Here is a 23808-nt window from a genome sequence, read left to right as displayed (position 1 = left end):
ATACATAGTTTACTTGTTCTATTGTACTGTTACTCGGCGTGCACATTTTTTATCAATTGGATAATTTGTTTCGTTGTTTGCCAGAGGTTATGTTCTGCTTCTTGTAAGCATGTAATTAGATCGACTGGACGTGATATAGTTGCAAAGCAAGCGGCAAAATGTTCGGATAGTGCCTCCGTATTGTTACCCAAACTTCCCGAGATGAGGAGACATTTTTTGTGATGTTGTTTCGCTTTTGTGGCGATATAGATAGGAAGTTTTCCGTACAGTGTTTGCTCGTCGCTCAATCCTTCGCCTGTAATGACCCAATCGACTAATGGAAATTGCTCGTCGAGTTTCATCGTTTCGGCTACTACGTTTGCTCCAGCGGAAATGGTTGCGCCTATCGTTAATAGGGCAAATGCTATCCCACCGGCAGCGCCACTACCGGGCAACTGTTTGTACGGTTGTCCGAGATGTTGTTCGACGAGATTAGCGTAGTTATTCATCTGTAGTTCCATCATTTGGACTACCGCTGGAGTTGCTCCTTTTTGGGGAGCGAATATAGTTGTAGCTCCTTGGCTGCCAAGCAATGTGTTCTGTACATCGGTGGCAGCGATAAAGTGGCAATGCTGAAGTCGAGTATCGAGATGGCGATAATCGACTTTTGCTATGTGTGCTAAATCTCGGCCAAAACCGGGCAGCAAGTTATTGTTGTTGTCGTAAAATTGGACTCCCAAAGCAGTCAGCATTCCGATACCACCATCGTTAGTTGCACTGCCGCCAAGCCCAATAATGAAGGAACGAATACCTTGATCGAATGCTGCGAGAATGATTTCGCCTACGCCATAAGAGGTAGTGTGCAGTGGGTTTCGTTCCTCTAGTGGTACCATCGTTAATCCACAAATATTTGCTACTTCGATGATAGCAGTTGGTTGCTGCTCGGCAATAATTCCCCAGGTCGCCGTCGCTTTCGTCCCTAGTGGTCCTGTCACCTGAGTGGAGATATATTGTCCATCTATAGCGTCTACAATGGCTTCCACTGTACCTTCGCCACCGTCAGCCATCGGCATTAGAACAGTGGAAGCTGCTGGCCAGACATCTTCAATTGCTCGTTTTATCGTTGTAGCTACTTGCTTTGCTGTTAAGCTGCCTTTGAAGGAGTCGGGTGCAATGAGAAATCGCATGTGGTATACCTCCATCCAATGTTAATTAACTATTATTCAAAAGCAATCAACATGTTGTGTTGACAAGCGGTTTGCAAATCTCGCCAAATTTGATTAATCGCGTTGTTTTCCATAATTGCGGACATGCCTAAGTAAGGCATTAGCTGTTGTCCACAATGGAGTGCGATACGAGCTGCTCGTTGGCATACTTCTGTTACTTGCTGTAGCGACTGTTCACTTAACGTTTCCCCGTTAACATGCGCTTCCCATGAAGCGGTAGTTACTGCGTAAAAGGTAGATACAGCATCATGCAGCGTCATTTTTGCTTGTTCTATTCGGCTCGTAACAAAGGAGAATCTACCCGGATGAGCTGCTTCCCATGCTGCTTGACGATCCAGCACAAATTGTGATGCTTCGTCTAGTAGATGTTTGGCAATGCCGATACCAACTGCTGCAAAACTAGCTTGAGCGAATGGAACAAAAGGATAGCTGAAAAATGGGTCATCCAAAAATAACGTTTGTGTTTCTAGCTGGAATGTCCGCTCTACTGGTACAAATTGATCACGGGCAACAATCGTGTGACTATTCGTTGTTTTTAGACCAAAAGCTGCCCATGTTGGTATAATTTCTACTTGGTCTGGTTTTAAAGTAATGGTGAAAATGGGTGATGGCGCATCGTCTTGGTTTTCTTTTGTTAGCGTACAGTTAGCGGTAAAGGTGGTGGCATAGGTGGAACCACTGCAATAGGGCCACGATCCATTGACGATGTATCCACCATCAACAGGAATGGCTGTTCCAATCGAAGAACCGCTACCAGCGATAACCGCATTAGCAGGGGAGAATATTTGATTTGCCGCATCAGGTTTCATGTATCCAGCAAAATATCCACCACCAGATCCGATCGTAGTTGCCCAGCCGAAGCTGCCATCGACCCAAGATGTATATTCATATAGTTTCAAAGCTTCTGGGAGTGGTGTTTGGCTACCGCCGAGTGCTTTGGGAACGAATAGTTTGAACCACTGTTGTTCCAGAATGATGTCTAGTGCGAATGGATCAAATATCCGACTTGCTTCTTGCTCTAGAGAAGTGGTTCTAATTTGCTCAACGACTGTTTGCTCTAACATGTTTGATCAATCTCCTATTCTATTAAAAAAGTATCTGATGCAAAGTGTATGTAAAAAGCAGCAAAGTTGCAAGTAGACAAAAAGTAATCACTTGGGCTATAATGATAGGCGTAATTGAATAGAGCTAGGGGTGCTGGATATGGCCGGCTGAGATTGTGTCCCACAGAAGACACTGACCCATTTACCTGATCTGGATAATGCCAGCGGAGGGACATGCTATTGGTAGTATTGTACTGCATTTTTTTGTAATGCACTTAACAATCTTTAGTTATCAACGTCCTTGGATCATTCGCAGATCTGGGGGCGTTTTTTGGTATATTTTTTTGGTGAAAAAAACTTTCAGACAATCTAGGGGGAGACAGATGATGAACAAAGTTTCAACTAAGTGGATCGTGATGTTGTTGGCGATGATGGTTGTATTAAGCGCATGTGCTGGTGGAAATCAAGCAAACAAGGGAAACAATCAAGCGCAACAAGCGGGAAATGGAAATAAACAAGAGAAGTTAACGGATGTTACGCTTGTACTTAACTGGTCGCCTAATACGAATCATACTGGTTTGTATGTGGCGCGGGATAAAGGTTTTTATGCGGAGCAAGGTTTAAATGTTGATATCATTTTGCCAGGCTCAAGTGGTCCGAATGCAGTTGTTGGATCGGGGCAAGCGCAGTTTGGTGTTAGTTTTCAAGAAGGAGTGACAGATGCTAGATTGCAAGAAGTACCTGTCGTTTCGATAGCGGCTGTCATTCAACATAATACGGCTGTATTTGCAGCACCTGTAGAAAAAAACATTAAAGCGCCAAAAGATTTTGCAGGTAAAACCTTCGGAGGATTCGGTGCTGCTGCTGAACCAGCAATCATTGAAGCATTGATGGTGGCAGATGGTGTAGCAGATGCTAGCGATGTGAAAATATTAAATGTAGGCGAAGCAGATTTTTTCACTTCGGTACAACGAGATATTGATTTTTCTTGGATATATTATGGTTGGGCAGGCATTGAAGCGGAGCTTCGTGGGATAGAGATTGACACCATCTTTTTGAAAGATTATTCACACAAATTGGATTATTATACACCGGTTATTATTTCTAATGAACAGACGATAGAACAGAAGCCCGAACTGGTAAAAGCATTTATGGCAGCAACAACAGCAGGTTATGAGTACGCTATTGCACATCCCGATGAGTCTGCTCGTATTTTGCTAGATGCTGTTCCCGAACTAGATGAGGAATTAGTTATGGCTAGTCAAAAGTGGTTAAGCCCTCGTTATCAAGATGACGCGCAGCAGTGGGGTGTTCAGAAATTAGAAGTATGGGAAAACTATGCGAAATGGTTGCAAGAATATGATTTACTAGATGGAACATTTGATGCAGCGGCGGCGTTTACGAATGCCTTTTTACCTAAAGCTAATTAATTATTAATCTGGTTAACGATTGAAAAGTTAGCAAAGCAACGATAATAGATCGTTTCATTATTTGCTAGAGATGAGGAGAACATTGCTAATGTCTAATGCGATTATGAGTTTGGAAACGATATTTCGGACGGAAGATTCATCAGCTTACATTGATCGGGTCGTCGGTATTATTGAACGTTCAGGCGTTAAGTATGTCGTAGGACCATTGGATACAACGATGGAAGGGGACTTAGCACAGCTTCTGGACATTGTGAAACAAGTGAATATTGAATTAGGAACGATAGGAGCTGGAGTAAGTATTTCTTCACAAATTAAAATTCATTACGATCCAAAAGGTATTTCGATCGCCGGATTAACGGAAAGGTATATGTAGCGATGGCATCGAATTCGAATGCTAGGAGCTGGAAAAACTGGTTGCTGCCCATAGGGGCGGCAATTCTATTTTTAGTGTTGTGGCAATTAGCCACCTTAATATTTCACATCCCTAAATGGATGCTACCAAGCCCTGTCGAAATTGCTACAGAAGCATATGATAGCTTTCCTCGTCTATGGGGTCATACGGTAGAGACTGTGCGAACGACCATTGTTGGTTTTGCAGCAGGCGTGACAGTAGGTATTATGTTGGCGGTACTGCTACACTTTTTTCCACTAGTAAAAATAACACTGTACCCGTTTCTAATTATTAGTCAAAATGTACCGATCATTGCGCTCGCTCCATTGTTGATGTTATGGTTTGGTTTTGGTTTATTACCTAAAATGATTATGATCATCATCGTTTGTTTTTTTCCAATTACGTTATCGACTTTAAATGGATTTGCCCAAACAGATACGACGCTGTACAACTATATGTTAATGTCGGGAGCTAACAAAAAACAGTTGTTTTGGAAATTAGAATTGCCCCATGCAGTTCCTTTTTTATTTTCTGGCTTAAAAATTTCTGCTGTATATAGTGTGATGGCTGCATTTATTGCAGAGTGGCTAGGCTCCAATATCGGTATCGGTGCTTACATGATTATCGCTAAATCAGCTTTTCGAGCGGATCGAGTATTTATCGGCATAGTGATCATTGTTTGTTTAAGTATGGTCGTCTATGGGCTTATTGTTCTTCTCGAGAAACGGTTAACCCGTTGGAGGGGAAAGGTGTAGCGTATACCCTTTACTCAGTAGAATACTTGGAATATAATGGGATAAAATGCTACTAAGCGATGGGGATACGGGACAAAAGGTAACTTGGCAGCGATAGGTAGTACAGGGAGCTTGAAAAAAATAACACTTGTTACTCCATTATTCCTCACGATACTATTGTAGTATAGTAGAATAGATGAGCGGATAGTAAAATGTTTGTATCAAGCAGAGAAGGGGATTGCTATGTTAACATTTGAAGAAGTCATGCAGCAATTGGAGCAGTTGAGCAAAGAGCGGATGAAAAAGATATATATGAGTAATGGGGCGCAAGAGCCGCTTTTTGGTGTGACAACTGGGGAAATGAAACCGATGAGACGGCAAATTAAAATCAATCAACCACTTGCTGAACAGCTATATGCGACAGGGAATTATGATGCGATGTATTTTGCCGGTGTCATTGCTGATCCGAATGCGATGACAAAGGATGATTATGAGCGTTGGATTGATGCCGCTTATTTTTATATGATTTCTGATTTTGTTGTTGCAGTTACTCTTTCTGAATCGGATATTGCGCAAGAAGTAGCAGATGGTTGGATTGCTAGTGGTGATGAGTTGAAAATGTCTGCTGGTTGGAGCTGTTATTGTTGGTTGCTTGGTAATCGTGCGGATGATCAGTTTAAAACAGAAAAATTAGCGCGTATGCTGCAAGTAGTGGAACGAGAAATTGCTACTGCTCCAGAGAGAACGAAATATTCGATGAGTAATTTTGTATTTACAACCGCTGTTTCTTACGTACCTCTCCATGAGGAAGCGACGAATACAGCAGTAAAAATAAGTCCATTAGAAATACCTCAGCCAAAAGGAAAAAGCAAATTTTTGAATGCCAAAGAAAATATTGATAAAGCATTAGCACGTGGGCAGATTGGCTTTAAACGAAAACATGTACGCTGCTAAAGTTTATCTGCTGTTCACTTCACACTATATATTACGCTGAGAAGTATACTGGTCGTTTCCGTATACTTCTTTTTGTCGGCACGCTTTATGAAGATATTTCAACAAGCATGTGTTAAATTGTCATATCAAGTAAATATATGGTACAATAATAAAAGCGCTTACAGATATTTGGGAAAAAGTGGTGTTGTTTCATTTGTGTTCAGGGGGTCGTACAATGGGTTGGAATCGCTTTAAGTCAAAACTACTCGTGAGATACATTTTGTCCTACTTGTTAATATTTTTGATTCCTTTAATTACAGTAACAGTCATTATATATTACAATGCTATTCATAGTCTGCAATTCGAAGTAGAGCAATCAAGTATTAATCAGTTAGATCAAGCGAAGCAAAACATTGATAGTAGAATGAAAGAATTAGAGCAAATTGCCATTCAAATAAGTTTAGACAACACATTAACGCCTTATATGACAAATCATCCTTATTACGGGAAAGAAGCGATTGAATCGCTTAATAAATATGTCGTCAATAGCGGCATTATTGATGAAGTGTTTCTTTACTTTCATAACCAAGATGTACTCTATTCTTCAAGAGGAAAAATGGCAGTAGAAGTAATGCTTGACTATACTTATAAGTTTCCGGAATGGGACAAAGACTCATTTATTTATGATATGAGCAATCTTAAAGTAAGCTCGCTCCGCCCTACAGAATCTATCGTCATGAAGCGAACACGAGAAAATCGTGTCTTCGCTTATTTAGAGCCGCTTCCTGTAGGTCAAAGTACGAAATATGCTACTTTAATGTTTGTAATAGAAGAAAATACGTTAAAAAGTATGATGGAGTCTATATTAAGTAATTTCAAAGGTAACTCCTATATTTTTGATCACGATGGAAATGTACTTGCCAAAGCTAGTCATGGCCAAGAAATTAGTCCAGAAAATGAAAAGCTACTTTCGAATATAGAACTTGGCATAACTAAGTTGCATTTTGACAATGTAGAGCAGTCAATTGTATCTGTACAATCAGATTATAACGGCTGGAATTATGTAACGGCATTGCCTTCGGAGCAATTTTTTAGTCGAATTGTGCAAGTTAAAGCCATTATTATTTTGATTTTTGCAGTGACTACAGTTATCGGATCGATATTCGCTGTCTTGCTAGCTCGTAAGCAATATTATCCGATTAAAGATTTATTAGAGTTTGCTAAAGTAAACAAAACAACGAGCAAAGAGCAATCTAGACAAAGATACGGGCACACGGAATTAGATCAAATTAGAGAAACGCTGTTATCCTATCAAACACAAGTAGATGTACAAGAGCCATATGCACGTAACCAATACTTATTTACTATTTTGAAACATGGTGTGCCAGATCGAGTGGAAGTTCAAAGTATGTTGGAACAATTTGGTATTTACTTATATGATAGACAACTGTTTGTCATTTTGACAGCATGGGAATACAAAGCTTCTAGTGAGCATTCGATCTATCAATGGGAAGAATTGAGTAATTATTTGACGGAACTTGGTTTGCCAGAAGGAGAAGCTACAGTTTATGGTGTAGAATTAACGAGCATTAATAAACTTGCTTTAATTATTGGAATGAAAAAACGAGAAGAGCCAAAAGAACAGGTCGAGTTCATCGTCGAACATCTATATGCTTTAATAGAAACAAGATTTAATATGTTGCCAACGATGGGGGTTGGTGGCATATATGAGCGACCAGAGCAATTGAACCAATCATACATTGAAGCTGTATCGGCACTGGAGACACGGATGGTTAATGGGCAAGGCAGTATTACCTATTTCTCCAGTTTGTCGCAAGAACAAGAAGAAGACTATTGGATCACCAAAGATATGTTAATTAAACTTGGTCAAAGTTTGAAACAAGGCAATGCTGTTGTAGCTGTTGATACAATAGAAGCTATTTTTGCAGATTTGTATGGCAAAGATATTAGTATACCACTGTTGCGTTGTATGTGTTATGACGTGCTGAATATAATTTTGAAAACTGCTTCAGAATTAAAATTAGTCGATGCGATACAACAAATATCTACTGCTTCTGAATTTGATACGTTAGAACAATTAGAAGTGAAGCTATGCTCTTTATCCATCTATATATGTAGTCAAGTGGAAGATCAAGAAGAAACAGAAATGCAATCTCTAACAGATGAAGTTGTTGCTTATATTAATGAAAATTTTTGTAATTATGGACTGAGTTTGGAGGGATTAGCGGAGAAATATCGTGTGTCAGTTTCTTATCTTAGTAGGACGATAAAAGAAAATACAGGTGTAACATTTTCACAGCAAATGTGGAATTTAAGAATGGAAGAAGTAAAGCGACAGTTGCTTAGTAGTAATGACCCTTTAAAAGATATTATTAACCGTGTGGGCTATATGGATGTACCAAATTTTATTCGCAAATTTAAGAAAGAACTCGGGTATACTCCAGGACAATATCGCAAAATGTATAGTTAATAGTTAAAAAGTGTTACATAGGAAACAGTCTGTTCGATATATCGAACAGACTGTTTTTTGTTACTTGATAGTTTATAAGTAAAGAATGACATACTGTATTAAAAAAAATACATACTGACATTATAAATATAGTGTGGAATTTGCACTAATAAACCACATATTTACGAAGTTTAAAGGCAAGGGATAGACTTATATTGCAAGCGTTATCAAATTAAGAAGTTGTCCAACATGAGAAAGGGGGAATTCGAAGTTATGCAATCCAACATGAAACATTCATTAGATGCAAACGTTCCCGTAACAAGAAAAAAGCGAAGATCTCTGTTGCGTAGAATGTTGCAAACTTGGGAGTTATACTTATTTATTGCTCCAGCATTTTTGTACTTTTTAATCTTTCATTATTTTCCTATGTACGGTATACAGATTGCGTTTAAAAACTTTGTTCCTGCATTAGGTTTCTTTAACAGTCCGTGGGTAGGATTTGACCATTTCGAACGTTTTTTTAATTCCCATTATTTTTGGGATCTATTGTTTAATACGCTAGGCATTAGTTTGTACGAGTTAGCGTTAGGGTTTCCATTGCCCATTATTTTGGCATTAGCCTTTAATGAAGCAAAAGATGGAATATTCAAAAGAGTAGTGCAGACGGTTACTTACGCTCCACACTTTATTTCTGTCGTAGTTATGGCAGGAATTATTATTACGTTTTTGTCTCCTTCTAGTGGAATCATTATTAACATTATTGAAGGATTAGGTTTTAATGCACCACAGTTTCTAACAGACCCACGTTGGTTTAAAACGATGTACGTTGTGTCAGGAGTATGGCAAGGAACCGGTTGGGGGACCATTATTTATTTAGCTGCTTTATCAGGTGTAGATCCTCAGTTGCATGAAGCGGCGATTACGGATGGAGCTACACGCTGGCAAAGAATATGGAATATTAACATACCAACTATTATCCCAGTGATTACTATTTTATTAATTTTGAATATGGGAAGTATTTTAGGAGTTGGTTTTGAGAAGATATTACTATTGCAAAACGCACTAAATATGGATTCGTCCGATGTTATATCTACGTTCGTCTATCGGGCTGGTCTTGTTGATGGGCAGTATAGTTTCTCTACAGCTGTCGGTTTGTTCAACTCAGTAATTAATGCAATATTACTTATTACGGTCAACCAAATTGCCCGTCGTACTAGCGAAAACAGCTTATGGTAGAAAGGAGAGAACCATATAATGGCAGCAGTTACTGGAATTAAAGATTCAAAAAGAGACCGAATATTTGTTATTGGCAACTCTATTTTCTTAATATTAGCGCTTATTGTCGTAGCATACCCGTTAATCTACATTGTTAGTGCTTCAATTAGTGATCCTAAACTGGTCAATTCTGGAGATATGTGGTTGCTTCCTAAAGGTATTACTTTTGAAGGTTATCAAAAAGTGTTTGCAAACGACTCCATTTGGACGGGATACAAAAATACAATTATCTACACGGTTGTTGGAACTATTATTAACTTGTTAGTTACATTACCAGCAGCGTATGCCTTAAGTCGACGAGACTTTATTGGTCGCAATTTTTTTATGGCCATGTTCATGGTTACAATGTTTATCGGTGGTGGGCTGGTACCTACATTTTTAGTAGTAAAAGAGCTTGGTATGGTCAATACGATGTGGGCATTAATACTGCCTGGTGCCGCTTCTGTCTATAACATTATTGTGTCTCGCACTTTCTTTCATTCGACAATTCCGACAGAACTACAAGAAGCCGCTCAGATCGACGGTTGTACCAATATGAAATTATTTATCAAAATTGTAATTCCATTGTCAGCACCGATCATTGCAGTTATGGCTTTGTTCTATGGAGTAGGCCATTGGAATAGTTACTTCGGGGCAATGATTTATTTGAACGATGCAGCAAAGTATCCATTACAAATGATATTGCGGCAAATTCTAGTGTTGCAAGAAGTTTCTGCAGCAGGAGGAAAAGGAGCGGTTGTCAATGCTTCCGTCGCCGCCGCTATGAATAATAAAGCAGAGGTTGCTTCTTTGATGAAATACGCCGTCATTATTGTCTCTACTTTACCCATTATTGCAGTATACCCATTTCTACAACGTTACTTTGTACAAGGGGTGATGATTGGTTCGGTCAAAGGATAATAAACAAAAGCGTTACGCTTTTGATTTATTATATAGCAACAAAAAACTTTATTTGAGGGGGATGGAAATGAAGAAATTGCACAAACAATGGTTTGTTGCCCTATCTGTTGTTGTTATCATTTCGTTGTTAGCAGCTTGTGGTTCACCAGCCGCAAAAACTAACAGCAACAATAGTAGTGCAGCAAACAAAGAAGAAAGTAAAAGTGCGGCTAATGTAAACAAAGAAGGATTTCCGATTGTCAAAGAACCAATAACGTTAACAATGATGGGACCAGATGCGGGAATGGCACCATGGGAAAGTATGGTTGTCTTCGAAGAAATGGAGAAATTGACCAATATTAAATTGGAATTTCGTAATGCTCCATTAGATGGTTTTGATACAAAGAAAAACTTAGTGTTTGCTAGTGGAGACTTGCCTCATATTTTCTATGCTGCGGCGCTTACTTTGGCAGACGAAGTGAACTACGGTGGGCAAGGAATGTTATTACCGCTGGAAGATTTGATTGAAGAGTATGCACCTGATATTAAGAAAGTGTTGGACGAGTATCCGGATATACGTAAATCCATTACTACACCAGATGGTCATATTTACTCTATTCCAAGAATGGATATAAACTCTATCTTATATCGTGGTCCTATGTGTACAATGGTAAGTTTTTGCAAGCGCTAGGTATTGAAAAAGTGCCAGAAACTACAGAGGAATTATATGAATATTTAAAACGAGTGAAAGAAGAAGATCCAAATGGCAACGGTAAGCCTGATGAAATTCCACTATCATCTGTTAAACTGGATGATATCCGAATGTTTTTGTTTGGCTCATGGGGAATGTATAATGAAAAGCATTATGTTGATGCGGAAGACAAAGTCCATTATGCACCAGCAAATGAAGGTTATCTTGGTTACTTGACTTTTTTAAATCGTTTGTATACAGAAGGATTGATGGATGATGAAGTATTTTCACAAACAGATGAGCAGAAAAAAGCTAAAGGAGCAGACAATAGAGTTGGCTTGTTCTCGGACTATCGTCCACACTTTACGTTAGGTGGAGAGATGAGCACAGAACATCCAATGATGAAACCAGTGAGCAGTGAAATCCCTGGTACTCCTGTTTATGGCAAACATCCTGGTCTATCGACAGGTGCATTTGCGATAGGTAGTTCTAATCCAGCTCCAGAAGCGACAATACGTTGGATTAATCATCTCTTTACTTATGACGGTTCCTTGTTGTTTGAAAAAGGACCAGAAGGAGAAATTTGGGAGTATACGGACAAAGAAAATTTCATAAAAAAAATGATTACAACGCCAACTGGTATTGAACCAACTAGTCCAGATCATGAAGAGTATCGAGCAACTTTAACACCGCATTATGGTATCACTTCACCAGGAATTACTATCCCAGAAGTTGATCTTGGTTTTAAAGATGAAACAGAAGAGTGGGTAGAACAAGAAGTAAATGAGAAAATTTTACCAATAGCTAAAGTGCCTTATCCAATTCTGTTTTTGACACAAGAAGAGCAACAAGAAATATCGCAAATCCTATCTGATCTAGATAAGTATGTAGAGCAAATGGAAGCAAAATTTATTACTGGTCAAGAACCATTAAGCAATTGGGAAAAATATTTGGAGCAACTGAAAAAAATGGGAAGCGAGCGATTAGTTGCTATCTATCAAGATGCATATGATCGTTGGAATCAACAAGGATAAGTTTATATTACTCATTACATTTTAGATAGACATCAATTATGCCCGGGTGAGCTTACAGAACTTGGACGGGGAATCCGAAGTTTTTGTAAGCTCCTTTTACTGCTGTATGGTGCATATTGTCAGCGGTTACGCGCCTCTGCTATAGAATTTGGTATACATGGTAGAATATTATTTATTGTGTGTTTAGCGCAGACATGCTATATATAATCTACATCTATACACTGCAAGCCGGCGGCAGGGGGAATAGGCATGAAAGCGATGCGCGATCAAATTAGGTTCAATACGTTACCGAAAATAATCTTTGCGATGTTGTTAGTTGTCACACCGATTTATGGCGTTGGTTTATTTATGAATCAATCTGCCGAACAAAATTTGCGTGAACAGTTGTCTCGATCGGTAGCATCCAAGTTACAATTTTATGTTAGCTCTTTGGAAACGGAAGTCAATCGATTGACTAGATTAAATCAAGAATTAATGTTTGATAGCGATTTCCAAAAGCTCATGACTATCGCACATGCGATGGATGACTTCACTCGTGCTCAGACGATATTAGCGGTAAAAACAAAATTGGATTTGCTCAAAACATCCAGCCCTTATGTGGAAAATGTGAAAGTATATATACCTTCCTTAGATCGGGGGATATTCGCTAATAGTTTTGATAATCATATACCAAGGGAAGAATTAGAAGCAATTGAATTGTCAGCTAGATTCTACGAAAGTTCTTTAACGTATTGGAATGGGCAATTGTTGCTTAGTGAAGTGTATCCTGCGCCAAATGAAAAAGTGAAGCCAACTCTGGCACTGGGAGTAGAAATGTCATGGTCACAATTACGTTTATCATTAGAACAATTAAGTGACATGGAAGGTGCTGGAGCAACTATTATTCATGCAGATCAAAAGTGGCATTTTGCTAACAATGATGAACAGAGCGAATGGATAATGCCAGAAGTGAAAGCTACGCTAGCCAAACTAACTAGTGAAAGTGGCTTACATTCGGGACAAACTGTAGTTGACATTCAGCAGCAACCTTACTTGTTGTCTTACGAATATTCGCCAACGCTTCATAGTTATTTGGCAGTATATGTACCAGAAGAAAAACTATTAGGGCCGCTCAGCAAATATCGTAATTTTTTATGGTTTCTCACGGGAATAGCGATTGTTGTAATGATTTTGTTCGCAGGCTGGATATATCGTTTACTACATCAACCGCTAAAAGGGCTTGTCGTTGCCTTTCGTAAGGTTGAAAAAGGTGATTTGAATGTATCGATCGAGCGCAAACAAAGAGACGAGTTTCAATATTTGTATTTGCAGTTTAATGCGATGGTGAGTAAGCTACAATTGTTGATTCAAGAAGTTTACGAGGAACGAATTCAAGTGCAGCAATCAGAATTGAAACAACTGCAATCGCAAATTAATCCTCACTTTTTGTACAACAGTTTGTATATTGCCAAAGGGTTAGTTCAGATGGAAGATCACTATTCTGCGGAAAAACTATTATCACATTTAGGTCAATATTTTATGTTTATTACGAAAACGAGTAGTGGAGAAGTGACCTTAGCGCAAGAATTTGCCCATGCGAAAGCGTATGCTGATATTCAAAATATGCGATTTTTTAATCGAATTGCAGTAGTGTGGCCAGATATTCCTGAGCAGTGGCAGCAAGTGATTGTTCCAAGACTAATTGTGCAGCCGATGATAGAAAATGCTTATGAACATGGTGTTGAAGCTAAAGTGGAAGATGGCAGGCTACACGTTAGTGTAGAACAGTATGATGAAAAAACATTGTGGATCATCGTTGAAGATAATGGTGAGTCTGTGGATGAGTCTAGGCTGTGGGAAATGAACCAATTGCTGCAACGTGAAGATAAAGTACAAGAAAGAACAGGGCTATATAATGTACATCGTAGATTACAAATCAAATATGGAGATCAGCATGGTGTGTTTATTCAAAAATCATCATTAGGTGGATTAAAAGTGATTCTAAGTATAGCCATGGAGGTTCAAACAGATGTATAGATTACTCATCGTAGATGACGAGCCAATTATCGTGGAAAGCTTGCTTGATTTATTTGAAAAAAAATCACTGGATTTAGAAGTATATGGTGTGTTCTCTTCATCAGCTGCATTACAAGTTTTAGATGAAATGAAAATTGATATTGTCTTAACTGATATTCAAATGCCGGGTATGAATGGGTTAGAATTACACAAACAAATTATTGCTTCTTGGCCGTGGTGCCGTGTTATTTTTTTAACAGGCTATGATGATTTTTCTTATATTCAATCTGCAGTTCGTAATGGTACGGTTGATTATTTGCTTAAAATGGAAGGAAACGAAGTCATTGTCCAAGCAATAGAGAAAGCGATAGCAGACTTGAACAATGCGATTGAAGTGGAGCAGTTAATTGCGAGATCTCGAGAACAAACATTGCAAATAGAGCCGTTTATGCGCAAGGAATTATTGTGGGGACTTATGCAAAGTAATAACAGTAAGCCTAGTGGACTAGGGCAACAGTTTGCCGATCTTCATATTCCACTTGACGCTAGTAAACATGTTATTACGGTCATTGGCAGAATTGATCAATGGCGGGAAAGTACCAATTCATTTGATAAGTCATTATTTTTGTTTGCTATTCAAAATATAGCTCGTGACTATTTTCAAACGCATACCCATTTCGAATCGTTTGATTTTTCAGATAAAAGTAAAATTGCTTGGCTATTGCAGCCAATAGATAAATATATGCAAACCAATAGAGTGGAAGAAACAACGGATTGGAAAAGAGTGTTAACCTTTATTAAAGGTGCAGTAGAAACGATTCAGATGGCAGTGAAAAAGTTGTTAAATATTAAAATTTCTTTTGCCATTGCTACCGTATCTCGCCCGTGGAGTGAATTGCCGGAACAAGCGGAGCTACTTAATTTGATGTTAGGACGAGGTTTAGGATTAGGAGAAGAATTGTTACTTTTGGAGCAGCCGGATTGGTCATTGGCTTATGATGTGGATCACCACTTGTTGCGAAAAGCGATTAAGCAAATGCCATTTATGCAAGAAATGCTGGAAAATGGGCAGCAAGCTGTGTTTTTTGGAGCATACGAAGAACTAATGCATCTAGCCGGATCAGTGTCAGGGCATAAAGAACGGGTACGCTCTGAAATATATTTTACTTGGGTATCGATCTTTTTGTCTTATTTGAATCGTTGGCAATCAACAGAGCAGCTGGCGGAACAGTTTCCACTGGCTCGAATTACGATGTTGGATTACACGAACAATTGGCAGGAAGTTACAGATTACTTTTATCAGCTGGCAACGCTCCTATTTGCAGAACGAGAAACGAATCAAGGATCACAAGAACAAGATGTAATTACGCAGGTGCAACATTATGTGCAAAAAAATATAGCTGGCGATGTTAGTTTAAACCGAATTGCAGAAGTAGTAGGTCATAATCCATCGTATCTATCTCGTTTGTACAAGAACGTTACTGGTAATTCTATATCGGAACATATTTCTGAAATAAAGATCAATAAAATAAAGGAATTATTACAGGAGAATAGGTTGAAGACAAGCGAAATTGCTAAAGCTGTTGGTTTTTTGTCGGAACAATCCTTCTACCGATTTTTTCGCAAAGCGACGCAATTAACACCACAAGAATTTCGAGAGAAAATGCAGAAGTAAACAATTGTTAGTCGTAAGTCAATATCGGATAATATATTTTACATTAAAGCGCTTTTATAATGAAGTTGTAAAACTAAAAAAAAGCGATAGAGGGTGTTCTAGTATGGGTAAAAAGAAAACAGTTCATGTGTATTTCCTTGTATTGATGGTATTGATGTTAGCACTTACCGCTTGTTCGGGAGGGCAAGGGAAAGACCCTGCAACTTCGCCAACAGGAAATAGTGGATCACAGACACCAGATGCTAATAAACCAGATGACGGTCCATTTACAAAATATGACCCACCAATTGAAATTCATTCTGTACGTGGCAGCTTGCCGGATGATCGTTTCCGTAATGGAGAGACGATGGAAAATAACGTATGGACACAAGAGTACGAGCAGGAATTAGGTATTAAGTTAGTATATGATTGGTTAGCTGATCCGAATGGTGGAGATGAAAGTGCGTTTAATAAAAAGCTGAACGTTGCTATCGGATCGAATGATCTACCAGACGTGTTCGGCGTTAGTATTAAACAATTAAGCCAGCTGGTGGAGTCCGAGCAAATTCAGGATTTAACATCAGTATATGAAACATATGCTTCAGAAGATTTGAAAGAGCTAGGGATGCAAGATGGTGGATTAGCTTTGAAAGCAGCAACATTTGACGGAAAGCTAATGGCTATTCCTAAATTTGCCGGCAATATTGAAGCAGCAGACGTTATTTGGATTCGAACAGATTGGTTGGAGAAATTAAAATTAGATCCGCCAACGACAATGGATGATGTTTTCAAAATAGCAGAAGCGTTTAAGACGCAAGATCCAGACGGAAATAGTAAAGATGATACATTTGGAATTGCGATTACAAAAGATTTGTATGGCGGAGTTTCCAACTTAACTGGCTTTTTCAATGGCTACCATGCTTATCCTAACATTTGGATTAAAGATGCAGAAGGTAAACTAGCTTACGGTAACGTGCAACCTGAAATGAAGAATGCACTTGCCAAATTGCAAGAGATGTACAAAGCCGGCTTGTTGGATCGAGAGTTTGCTGTAAAAGATGGCAGTAAAGTTATCGAGTCTATTTCTCAAAATAAAGTCGGTATTCAATACGGAGCAAACTGGAATTCCTATTATCCGTTGAATGATGCTCGTAAACAAAATCCAGGAATGGATTGGAAACCATATCCAATCGTTTCGATTGATGATCAGCCAGCACGTCCAGGGTTAGCATTTGGAATATATGAGTTTTATGTTGCGGCAAAACAGTTCAAAAATCCAGAAGTTATTGTAAAGATGTTGAACTTACAGCACGAACGCTTCTACGGGGAAACTGCTGATTGGAAGAAATATTCTACAGCAGAAGATGGAACAGAAATATTCCAGTACCCAGTATTCCAAGTGTTTCCACCAAATAAAAATATACCCGATAATTTTGAAGCTATTAAAAAAGCATTCGAAACGAAAGATGCTTCCAATTTAAATCAGGAGCAAAAAGATAATTACGATAAAATTGCATCTTATTTGGGTGGAGATGACACGCATTGGGCTGTGGACAGACAATCTGGACCGAAAGATTCTGCGTTCGAAGCGTTAACAATGTACAAAGATATTGCGAAAACGACAGAATTTATCGGTGCTAACACACCATCAATGGTAACGAAAAAAGGAACACTCGATAAGATTGAAAAAGAAGTATTTACGAAAATTATTATGGGATCAGCATCGATTGACGAGTTTGATAAGTTTGTAGCGGACTGGCATAAACTTGGTGGCGATGATATGACAAAAGAAGTCAATGATTGGTATGCAGAACAGTAAATAAGATAGAGAGAGGTAAGTAATTCGTTACTTTCCTCTCTTGGCAAACATCATCTAGAAACAGTAGGAAGAAGGTGCGTTCTAATGCGTCTTGGATTTAGTAATAAGACGAAGAGAGAGATGCCACTGCACTTATTGGTACTGCCAAGTCTTATACTTGTCGTAATGTTCAGCTACATTCCAATGATGGGCATTGTCATCGCTTTTCAAAAATATTCCGCAACAAAAGGTTTTTTCGGCTCCAATTGGATTGGTTTTGAAAACTTTATCTATGTGTTCCAGCTACCGGGTACGATGCAGGTCATTTGGAATACGGTCATTATCGCTTCGATGAAAATTGTCGCCGGACTAATTGTCCCAATTACAATTGCTTTGTTACTGAATGAAATTAGACATTCTTTAGTGAAACGCGGCATTCAAACATTAATTTATTTACCACACTTTTTATCATGGATTATATTAGGTGGTATTCTGATTGATATTTTATCACCGAGTACCGGAATTATTAATCAGTTGTTACAAATGGTTGGAATAGAACCAATCTTTTTCTTAGCAGATAATCGCTGGTTTAGATATGTTCTTGTATTCTCTGACGTATGGAAAGAGTTTGGATTTAGTACCATTGTTTATTTAGCTGCTTTGACTAACATTAATCCGATGCTCTATGAAGCGTCGACGATTGATGGAGCAGGTCGTTGGAAACAAACGATTCACATTACGTTACCGGGAATTGTGCCGATTGTTGTACTAATGACAACTTTAGCTTTAGGCAATGTGCTTAATGCAGGGTTCGAGCAAGTATTTACGTTATATAACTCAACCGTTTATGAAACAGGTGATATATTAGACACGCTCGTTTATAGAATTGGCGTTATTGATGCACAATATAGTGTCGCTACGGCTGTTGGATTGTTCAAATCGGTCGTGTCGCTAATATTTATATCCGTATCTTATTTCTTGGCATATCGCTTTGCCGGCTACCGGATATTTTAAGAAAGGGGCGAACGAACGATGCATATAAAAACTTCCGTAAGCTATCGTATATTTTCAATTGCTAATCATCTATTTTTAATATTTTTAGCACTATTATGTCTTGCTCCTATGGTTCACGTTCTAGCACTTTCATTAAGTACGAGTAGTGCAGCTACTGCTGGACTGGTGAAGCTGTTACCGATAGATTTCACGCTATCTTCATATCAATTTATTTTGGAGAGCAAACAATTTATATCATCTTTTCTAGTATCGATTCAACGTGTATTACTAGGTGTAAGTTTAAGTTTATTTCTAACGATTACACTTGCCTACCCGCTGTCTAAAGAAGTGAAAGATTTCCGTTTTCGAACGATATACGCTTGGATTTTCGTTTTTACAATGTTGTTCAGCGGTGGTCTGATTCCGTGGTATTTGACCATTCGTATGTTTGGACTAATCGATACGATCTGGGCATTGGTGTTACCAAGTGCGGTACAAGTCTTTAATGTGGTGCTGATGCTTAACTTTTTTAGAGGGTTGCCCAAGGAATTAGAAGAATCGTCGTTTATTGATGGCGGATCGCATTGGTCAACATTATGGAGAATTTATTTACCGATTTCCTTACCATCACTAGCAACGATTACGTTATTCTCTTTTGTAGGTCAATGGAACGCTTGGTTTGATGGATTGATGCTGATGAACTCCCCAGCCAAGTATCCATTAACGACGTATTTGCAAACGATTATTATTCAACCAGACATGTCCAAAATCAGTATGCTGCAAGCAAAGCATTTGACAGAAATATCGGATAGAACAACAAAAGCTGCCCAAATTATTGTCGGCTCGCTTCCTATACTAGTTATTTATCCATTTTTACAGAAGTATTTTGTAAAAGGGCTTGTAATGGGAAGTGTGAAAGAGTAGTTATTTATAAATAAAAAATGTAATCGGATTAGGAGTGGGGATAGATGAAGAAACCTTGGACCATTTATGCTATTCAACATTCTCATACAGATGTTGGGTATACGGAGAGACAAGAAAAGATTAAACAGTATCATGTTGATTTTATTAGACAAGCTGTTCAGATTTATCGCGAAATTAGATCAGGTAATAAGCCGGAATGGGTCGGATACAAATGGGTTTGTGAAACGTATTGGCCCATCGAGGCATTTTTAAGTAAAGCGACAGAGGAAGAGAAACAAGATTTTGCTGAAGCAGTGCAGCAAGGTGTGATTGGACTATCTGCTACGTACTTAAACATGAGTGAGCTAGTAGGAAAAGAATTGTTAACATCGACATTAACGCGTATTCAACAGTATGCGCAATCTATAAATGTGCCTTTAGAATCAGCTATGACAGCAGATATTACCGGTTTTGGTTGGGGCTATAGTCAAGTGTTGGCTGATATGGGAGTGAAAAATGTTATCACATGTATTCATACCCATCATTCTATGTTTCCGTTGCGCAAAAAACAAACACCATTCTGGTGGGAAACACCAAATGGCGATCAATTGTTAGTATGGAGCGGAGAGCATTACGTATTCGGTAATGACCTTGGTATTCAGCCTGGTCTTGGTGGGAAATATACGATTAAAGATGAATTAGCGTTAACAAATGGCGTTTCATTCGAAGAAGCAGAAATTCGTATTCCACGTTACTTGAATCGTTTGGAGCAAGATGGTCATCCATATCGTTTCGTTCCGGTTATGTTATCTGGCTTGCCGACGGATAATGGTTCGCCGAACGTGGAGATGATGCAGTTTATTAATAAGTGGAATGAGAAGCATGGCGATGAAATTCGGATACAAGCAGCGACATTAGATGATTTCTTTGCTGAGTTACGTGCTTCAGATGAAGAAATTCCAGTGTATCGCGGTGATTGGCCAGATTGGTGGACAGACGGTACGATCTCAACACCAATGCATGTGCAAGTGTTCCGGGAAGCACAACGGGTATATGAAAAAGTGAAATTATTAGATCCTAATCAGCAAATTATTGCACAAGAAACGATTGTTAAGATGGAGGATGAGCTAGTCTTATTCGCAGAACATACATGGGGTTATCATTCGTCTATCGGTGAGCCTTGGAACCCGTTTGTGCAGGAATTAGGTGTAAGGAAAGATGCTTTTGCAGCAAATGCAAGTACACTTGCTCATACTGCTTTGTACGATATATTGGAAGCAAAAGGCGATGCTTTGTTAGCTCCGAATCGTCCATTGCTTTATAAAGTAACGAATCCGTTGTGGATTGTACAAGAAGACTATGCGCAATTTATTATGGAATTTTGGCATCACAATGAAATTAAAGATGGTTTTGAAGTGGTAGATGACCAAACAGGTGAAAAATTTCCGGCACAACTACGGACGGCATCACGAGGAGTAATCGTCACTGTACCAATTACGCTACAGCCGAAAGAAGAGCGGACATTGCGTATTCGTCCGGTGCAGCCTGACCACTCTCAATCTACAGCGTACGGTGCTGATCTGTTATGCTCTGATGGTATTATCGATATTGCACCGATTGAAAATATACCAGCTGTTCGAGTAAGCTATGATGCACTTGAAACACCATTTGCGATTGTAAAGTGGAAGTTAGGAGAAGGAATCGTATCTTGGATAGACAAACAAACAGGCGAAGAGTTACTTCGTTCGGATAGACAGCATGATGCATTTACACCGGTTTATGATGTAACCAAAGCGGAGCACGTACAAGATATGGGTGGAGTACGCCGCAGAATGGGACGAAATCGCAAAGGCGGACATGCGAAAGTATCGCAAGGAGTTTTGGTTAATGTAGAGCCGTTAAAAGCTGGCGATGTTCATGCAGAAGTAAGACTTACTTATGAAGTGAATGGTTGTTCGCATTATTCGTTACTATTAACGGGTTATGCCCAAACACCACGTATCGATGTGGCAGCTCGTATTCATAAAGACAGTATTTGGGACCCAGAAAATCTATATATTTCTCTTCCATTTGGTGGGGCAGTAGATGAAGGAGTACAAGAGCCTTGGGTTGATAAAGTAGCAGCACCACTTCGCCCACGGATCGATCAATTACCTGGTAGTTTAATAGACTACTACTGTATAGATGAAGGAATTGCATATACCGATGGAAAACGTGGGGTGGCGATAGCGTTGCCAGATACTCCGATGATTCAGTTAGGTTCACTTAATTATGAATTCCGTAAGCTGCATAACGATCCGGGAGTAAGCGAAGAGCCAGCTCACCTATACGCATGGACGATGAGTAATTATTGGGAAACAAACTTCCGAGCAACGTTAGGTGGTTTCTATGAATTCCGTTATTTTGTAAATTGGGGCGAGCAGTACAAAGATCCGCAAGTAGCCTTGGATAACTGCCTTGCACAAAACAAAGGCGTAGTAGCATGGCGTGTAAAAGAAGGAAGTTAATTACGATGTTATATAAATATAACTAAAAAAGTACGCAAGTGGGGCATATAAACATATGCTCTACTTGCAGTATCAGGAGAGGATGTAAACGATGAAACAGTACCAAATGCCTACTATCGATATCCCCAAATTTGATCTGCCTACTTCTATTCAAGCAGTATTGCAAGAGGCGGAACAACGACTTGGTCATCGTCCTAAATTGCAGCAGCAATTTTTGAACTGTTTTCCCAATACATTGGAAACGACGACGAAACTATTAGATGATGAGTCTACCTTTGTATTAACAGGCGATATTCCAGCGATGTGGTTACGAGATTCTGTAGAGCAAGTGATTCAGTATGTTCCTTTTGCCAAAGATGATGAGCAGCTGCAACGCATTTTGGAAGGTGTTATTAAACGCCATATGTTTTACATTCAGATTGATCCTTATGCTAATGCATTCAATGAGACAGCGAATGATTGGCACTGGAATGCTGACGATGTGACGGACAATTCACCTTGGGTGTGGGAGCGTAAATTCGAGCTAGATTCGTTATGCTTTTCCTTTCGATTAGCTTACCATTATTGGCGGACAACTGGAAAATCAACGATATTTGATGAGCAATTTAAACAAGCATTGTTAACGACGTTAAAAGTATGGCGAATTGAGCAGCAACACGAGGAACTATCCGAGTATAGATTCGAAAGAAATAACGGGATTATGATCGATACTTTAAGACGTGCTGGGCTCGGAATGCCAGTGAATTATACGGGAATGATCTGGTCTGGATTTAGGCCAAGTGATGATACTTGCGATTTCCACTATAATATTGCCTCGAACATGTTTGCCGTTGTAACGTTGAAGCAAATGAAAGAAATTGCCCAATATGTCTATCGAGATATGGCGCTCGTTGCAGAAATTAGTCAGTTGGCAGAAGAAGTGGAACATGGTATTCAACTATATGGCATCGTAAACCATCCGAAGTATGGCAAAATGTACGCTTATGAAACAGATGGTTACGGCAATCATATGTTAATGGACGATGCAGGAACGCCAAGCTTATTGTCTATTCCATATATTGGATATACAACAGCCGATGATCCGATTTATTTGAACACGAGACAGTTTATTTTTAGCAAAGACAATCCGTATTACTATGAAGGAGACAAGTATAGTGGACTAGGTAGCCCGCATACGCCTCCAGATTTTATATGGCACTTATCATTTTCGATGCAAGGATTAACGGCAATTGATCCAGTCGAGATCAAACAAGTAATCGCTACGATGGAAGCTACCGATGCCGATACAGGATTTATGCATGAAGGATTCCACAAGGATGATCCTGCTCATTACACGCGCGATTGGTTTGCATGGTCAAACAGTCAATTTGCGCAATTAGTGTGGAAATCGTTACAGGATGGATTACTAGACGATTAGAGCTGGCAGTTGTTTTAGCTGATAATCTGCTGCAAATAGCAGATGTAGGTATTAGACTTACTAGCTTCTCAGGAGAACAAAAACAAAAAAAAGTTGGCTGGAAATGAACACATTTACCTGCCAACTTTTTTAAATGTTGGTACAGGACAATTAATGTGAAAATCAGGGGGTTAAAACCGGTGTAGCATGTGATAAAGTGATAAGTACTAGGTCATGTTCAAGATCAATTGATGGAACGGTAAACTTATACGTTATTTCGTACAAAGTAGCATTCCGATCATTGCAATTGCGGTTGTTTGTTTGTTTTATCGTATAAAATCCTTATGCTTAAGGTCAAGTCCTTTTTTATGTGTAAATTCCCTTTAGATATGATCTGCCGGACTTATGACTTGGGTTCGGCTTTCTTCTTCTCTTTTTTCCACGTCCAATATAGGTCCATATCGATGTATCTCCTCT

General features: G+C 39.0%; 16 protein-coding genes, 1 pseudogene and 1 riboswitch. Of the genes and pseudogenes, 15 read left to right on the top strand and 2 right to left on the bottom strand.

Annotated features, from left to right (window positions below; genetic code table 11):
- Positions 1-29: 29 nt before the first annotated feature.
- On the bottom strand, positions 30-1166 hold the full coding sequence (locus ACFSTH_RS06940) for a glycerate kinase (RefSeq protein ID WP_377770284.1): 1137 nt from the start codon (positions 1164-1166) through the stop codon (positions 30-32).
- Positions 1167-1198: 32 nt separating this feature from the next.
- Entirely contained in the window at positions 1199-2269 is a 1071-nt protein-coding gene (locus ACFSTH_RS06935) for an acyl-CoA dehydrogenase (RefSeq protein WP_377770283.1), read from the bottom strand.
- A gap of 116 nt (positions 2270-2385) precedes the next feature.
- Positions 2386-2498: riboswitch (TPP riboswitch) on the top strand.
- Between the two features lie 133 nt (positions 2499-2631).
- On the opposite strand from ACFSTH_RS06935, the gene ACFSTH_RS06930 reads away from it, so the two are divergent.
- The 15 genes and pseudogenes from ACFSTH_RS06930 (at position 2632) to ACFSTH_RS06860 (ending at position 23352) form a co-directional block, all read left to right on the top strand.
- Positions 2632-3678, top strand: a complete 1047-nt coding sequence (locus ACFSTH_RS06930) for an ABC transporter substrate-binding protein (RefSeq protein ID WP_377770282.1) — start codon at positions 2632-2634, stop codon at positions 3676-3678.
- Positions 3679-3766: 88 nt separating this feature from the next.
- On the top strand, positions 3767-4051 hold the full coding sequence (locus ACFSTH_RS06925; protein ID WP_377770281.1) for a thiamine-binding protein: 285 nt from the start codon (positions 3767-3769) through the stop codon (positions 4049-4051).
- Positions 4052-4053: 2 nt separating this feature from the next.
- Complete coding sequence (locus ACFSTH_RS06920; protein ID WP_377770280.1) at positions 4054-4824, top strand: ABC transporter permease; 771 nt, start codon at positions 4054-4056, stop codon at positions 4822-4824.
- A 222-nt stretch (positions 4825-5046) separates the two neighbouring features.
- The gene (locus ACFSTH_RS06915) at positions 5047-5757 is read left to right on the top strand and encodes a DNA alkylation repair protein (RefSeq protein ID WP_377770279.1); all 711 of its coding nucleotides are present in this window, start codon (positions 5047-5049) and stop codon (positions 5755-5757) included.
- A 214-nt stretch (positions 5758-5971) separates the two neighbouring features.
- Positions 5972-8227 carry a helix-turn-helix domain-containing protein gene (locus tag ACFSTH_RS06910; protein WP_377770278.1) on the top strand — a complete coding sequence of 752 codons (2256 nt, stop codon included), beginning with the start codon at positions 5972-5974 and terminating at the stop codon, positions 8225-8227.
- A gap of 252 nt (positions 8228-8479) precedes the next feature.
- Positions 8480-9442, top strand: a complete 963-nt coding sequence (locus ACFSTH_RS06905) for an ABC transporter permease (protein ID WP_377770277.1) — start codon at positions 8480-8482, stop codon at positions 9440-9442.
- An 18-nt stretch (positions 9443-9460) separates the two neighbouring features.
- Positions 9461-10381 (top strand): carbohydrate ABC transporter permease, encoded by a 921-nt coding sequence (locus ACFSTH_RS06900; RefSeq protein WP_377770276.1) that lies wholly within the window; start codon positions 9461-9463, stop codon positions 10379-10381.
- 67 nt (positions 10382-10448) lie between these two features.
- Positions 10449-12085: pseudogene (locus tag ACFSTH_RS06895) on the top strand (extracellular solute-binding protein).
- A gap of 249 nt (positions 12086-12334) precedes the next feature.
- Positions 12335-14101: a sensor histidine kinase gene (locus ACFSTH_RS06890; RefSeq protein WP_377770275.1), complete on the top strand. Its 1767-nt coding sequence runs from the start codon at positions 12335-12337 to the stop codon at positions 14099-14101.
- On the top strand, positions 14094-15755 hold the full coding sequence (locus ACFSTH_RS06885; RefSeq protein ID WP_377770274.1) for a response regulator transcription factor: 1662 nt from the start codon (positions 14094-14096) through the stop codon (positions 15753-15755). The genes ACFSTH_RS06890 and ACFSTH_RS06885 overlap by 8 nt, the downstream gene beginning before the upstream one ends.
- A 103-nt stretch (positions 15756-15858) precedes the next feature.
- On the top strand, positions 15859-17553 hold the full coding sequence (locus ACFSTH_RS06880; protein ID WP_377770273.1) for an extracellular solute-binding protein: 1695 nt from the start codon (positions 15859-15861) through the stop codon (positions 17551-17553).
- 84 nt (positions 17554-17637) lie between these two features.
- A complete protein-coding gene (locus tag ACFSTH_RS06875; protein ID WP_377770272.1) occupies positions 17638-18546 on the top strand; it encodes an ABC transporter permease in 909 nt (302 codons plus the stop codon).
- Between the two features lie 18 nt (positions 18547-18564).
- Complete coding sequence (locus tag ACFSTH_RS06870) at positions 18565-19449, top strand: carbohydrate ABC transporter permease (RefSeq protein ID WP_377770271.1); 885 nt, start codon at positions 18565-18567, stop codon at positions 19447-19449.
- 44 nt (positions 19450-19493) lie between these two features.
- Positions 19494-21935 carry a glycoside hydrolase family 38 N-terminal domain-containing protein gene (locus ACFSTH_RS06865; RefSeq protein ID WP_377770270.1) on the top strand — a complete coding sequence of 814 codons (2442 nt, stop codon included), beginning with the start codon at positions 19494-19496 and terminating at the stop codon, positions 21933-21935.
- A gap of 91 nt (positions 21936-22026) precedes the next feature.
- Positions 22027-23352: a glycoside hydrolase family 125 protein gene (locus tag ACFSTH_RS06860; RefSeq protein ID WP_377770269.1), complete on the top strand. Its 1326-nt coding sequence runs from the start codon at positions 22027-22029 to the stop codon at positions 23350-23352.
- Positions 23353-23808: the final 456 nt, after the last annotated feature.

It is taken from the genome of Paenibacillus yanchengensis (genome assembly GCF_042684845.1).
Lineage (GTDB): Bacteria > Bacillota > Bacilli > Paenibacillales > Paenibacillaceae > Pristimantibacillus > Pristimantibacillus yanchengensis.
The sequence above is the reverse complement of the archived record's forward strand: the minus strand, read 5'-3'. Positions and strand labels throughout refer to the sequence as shown.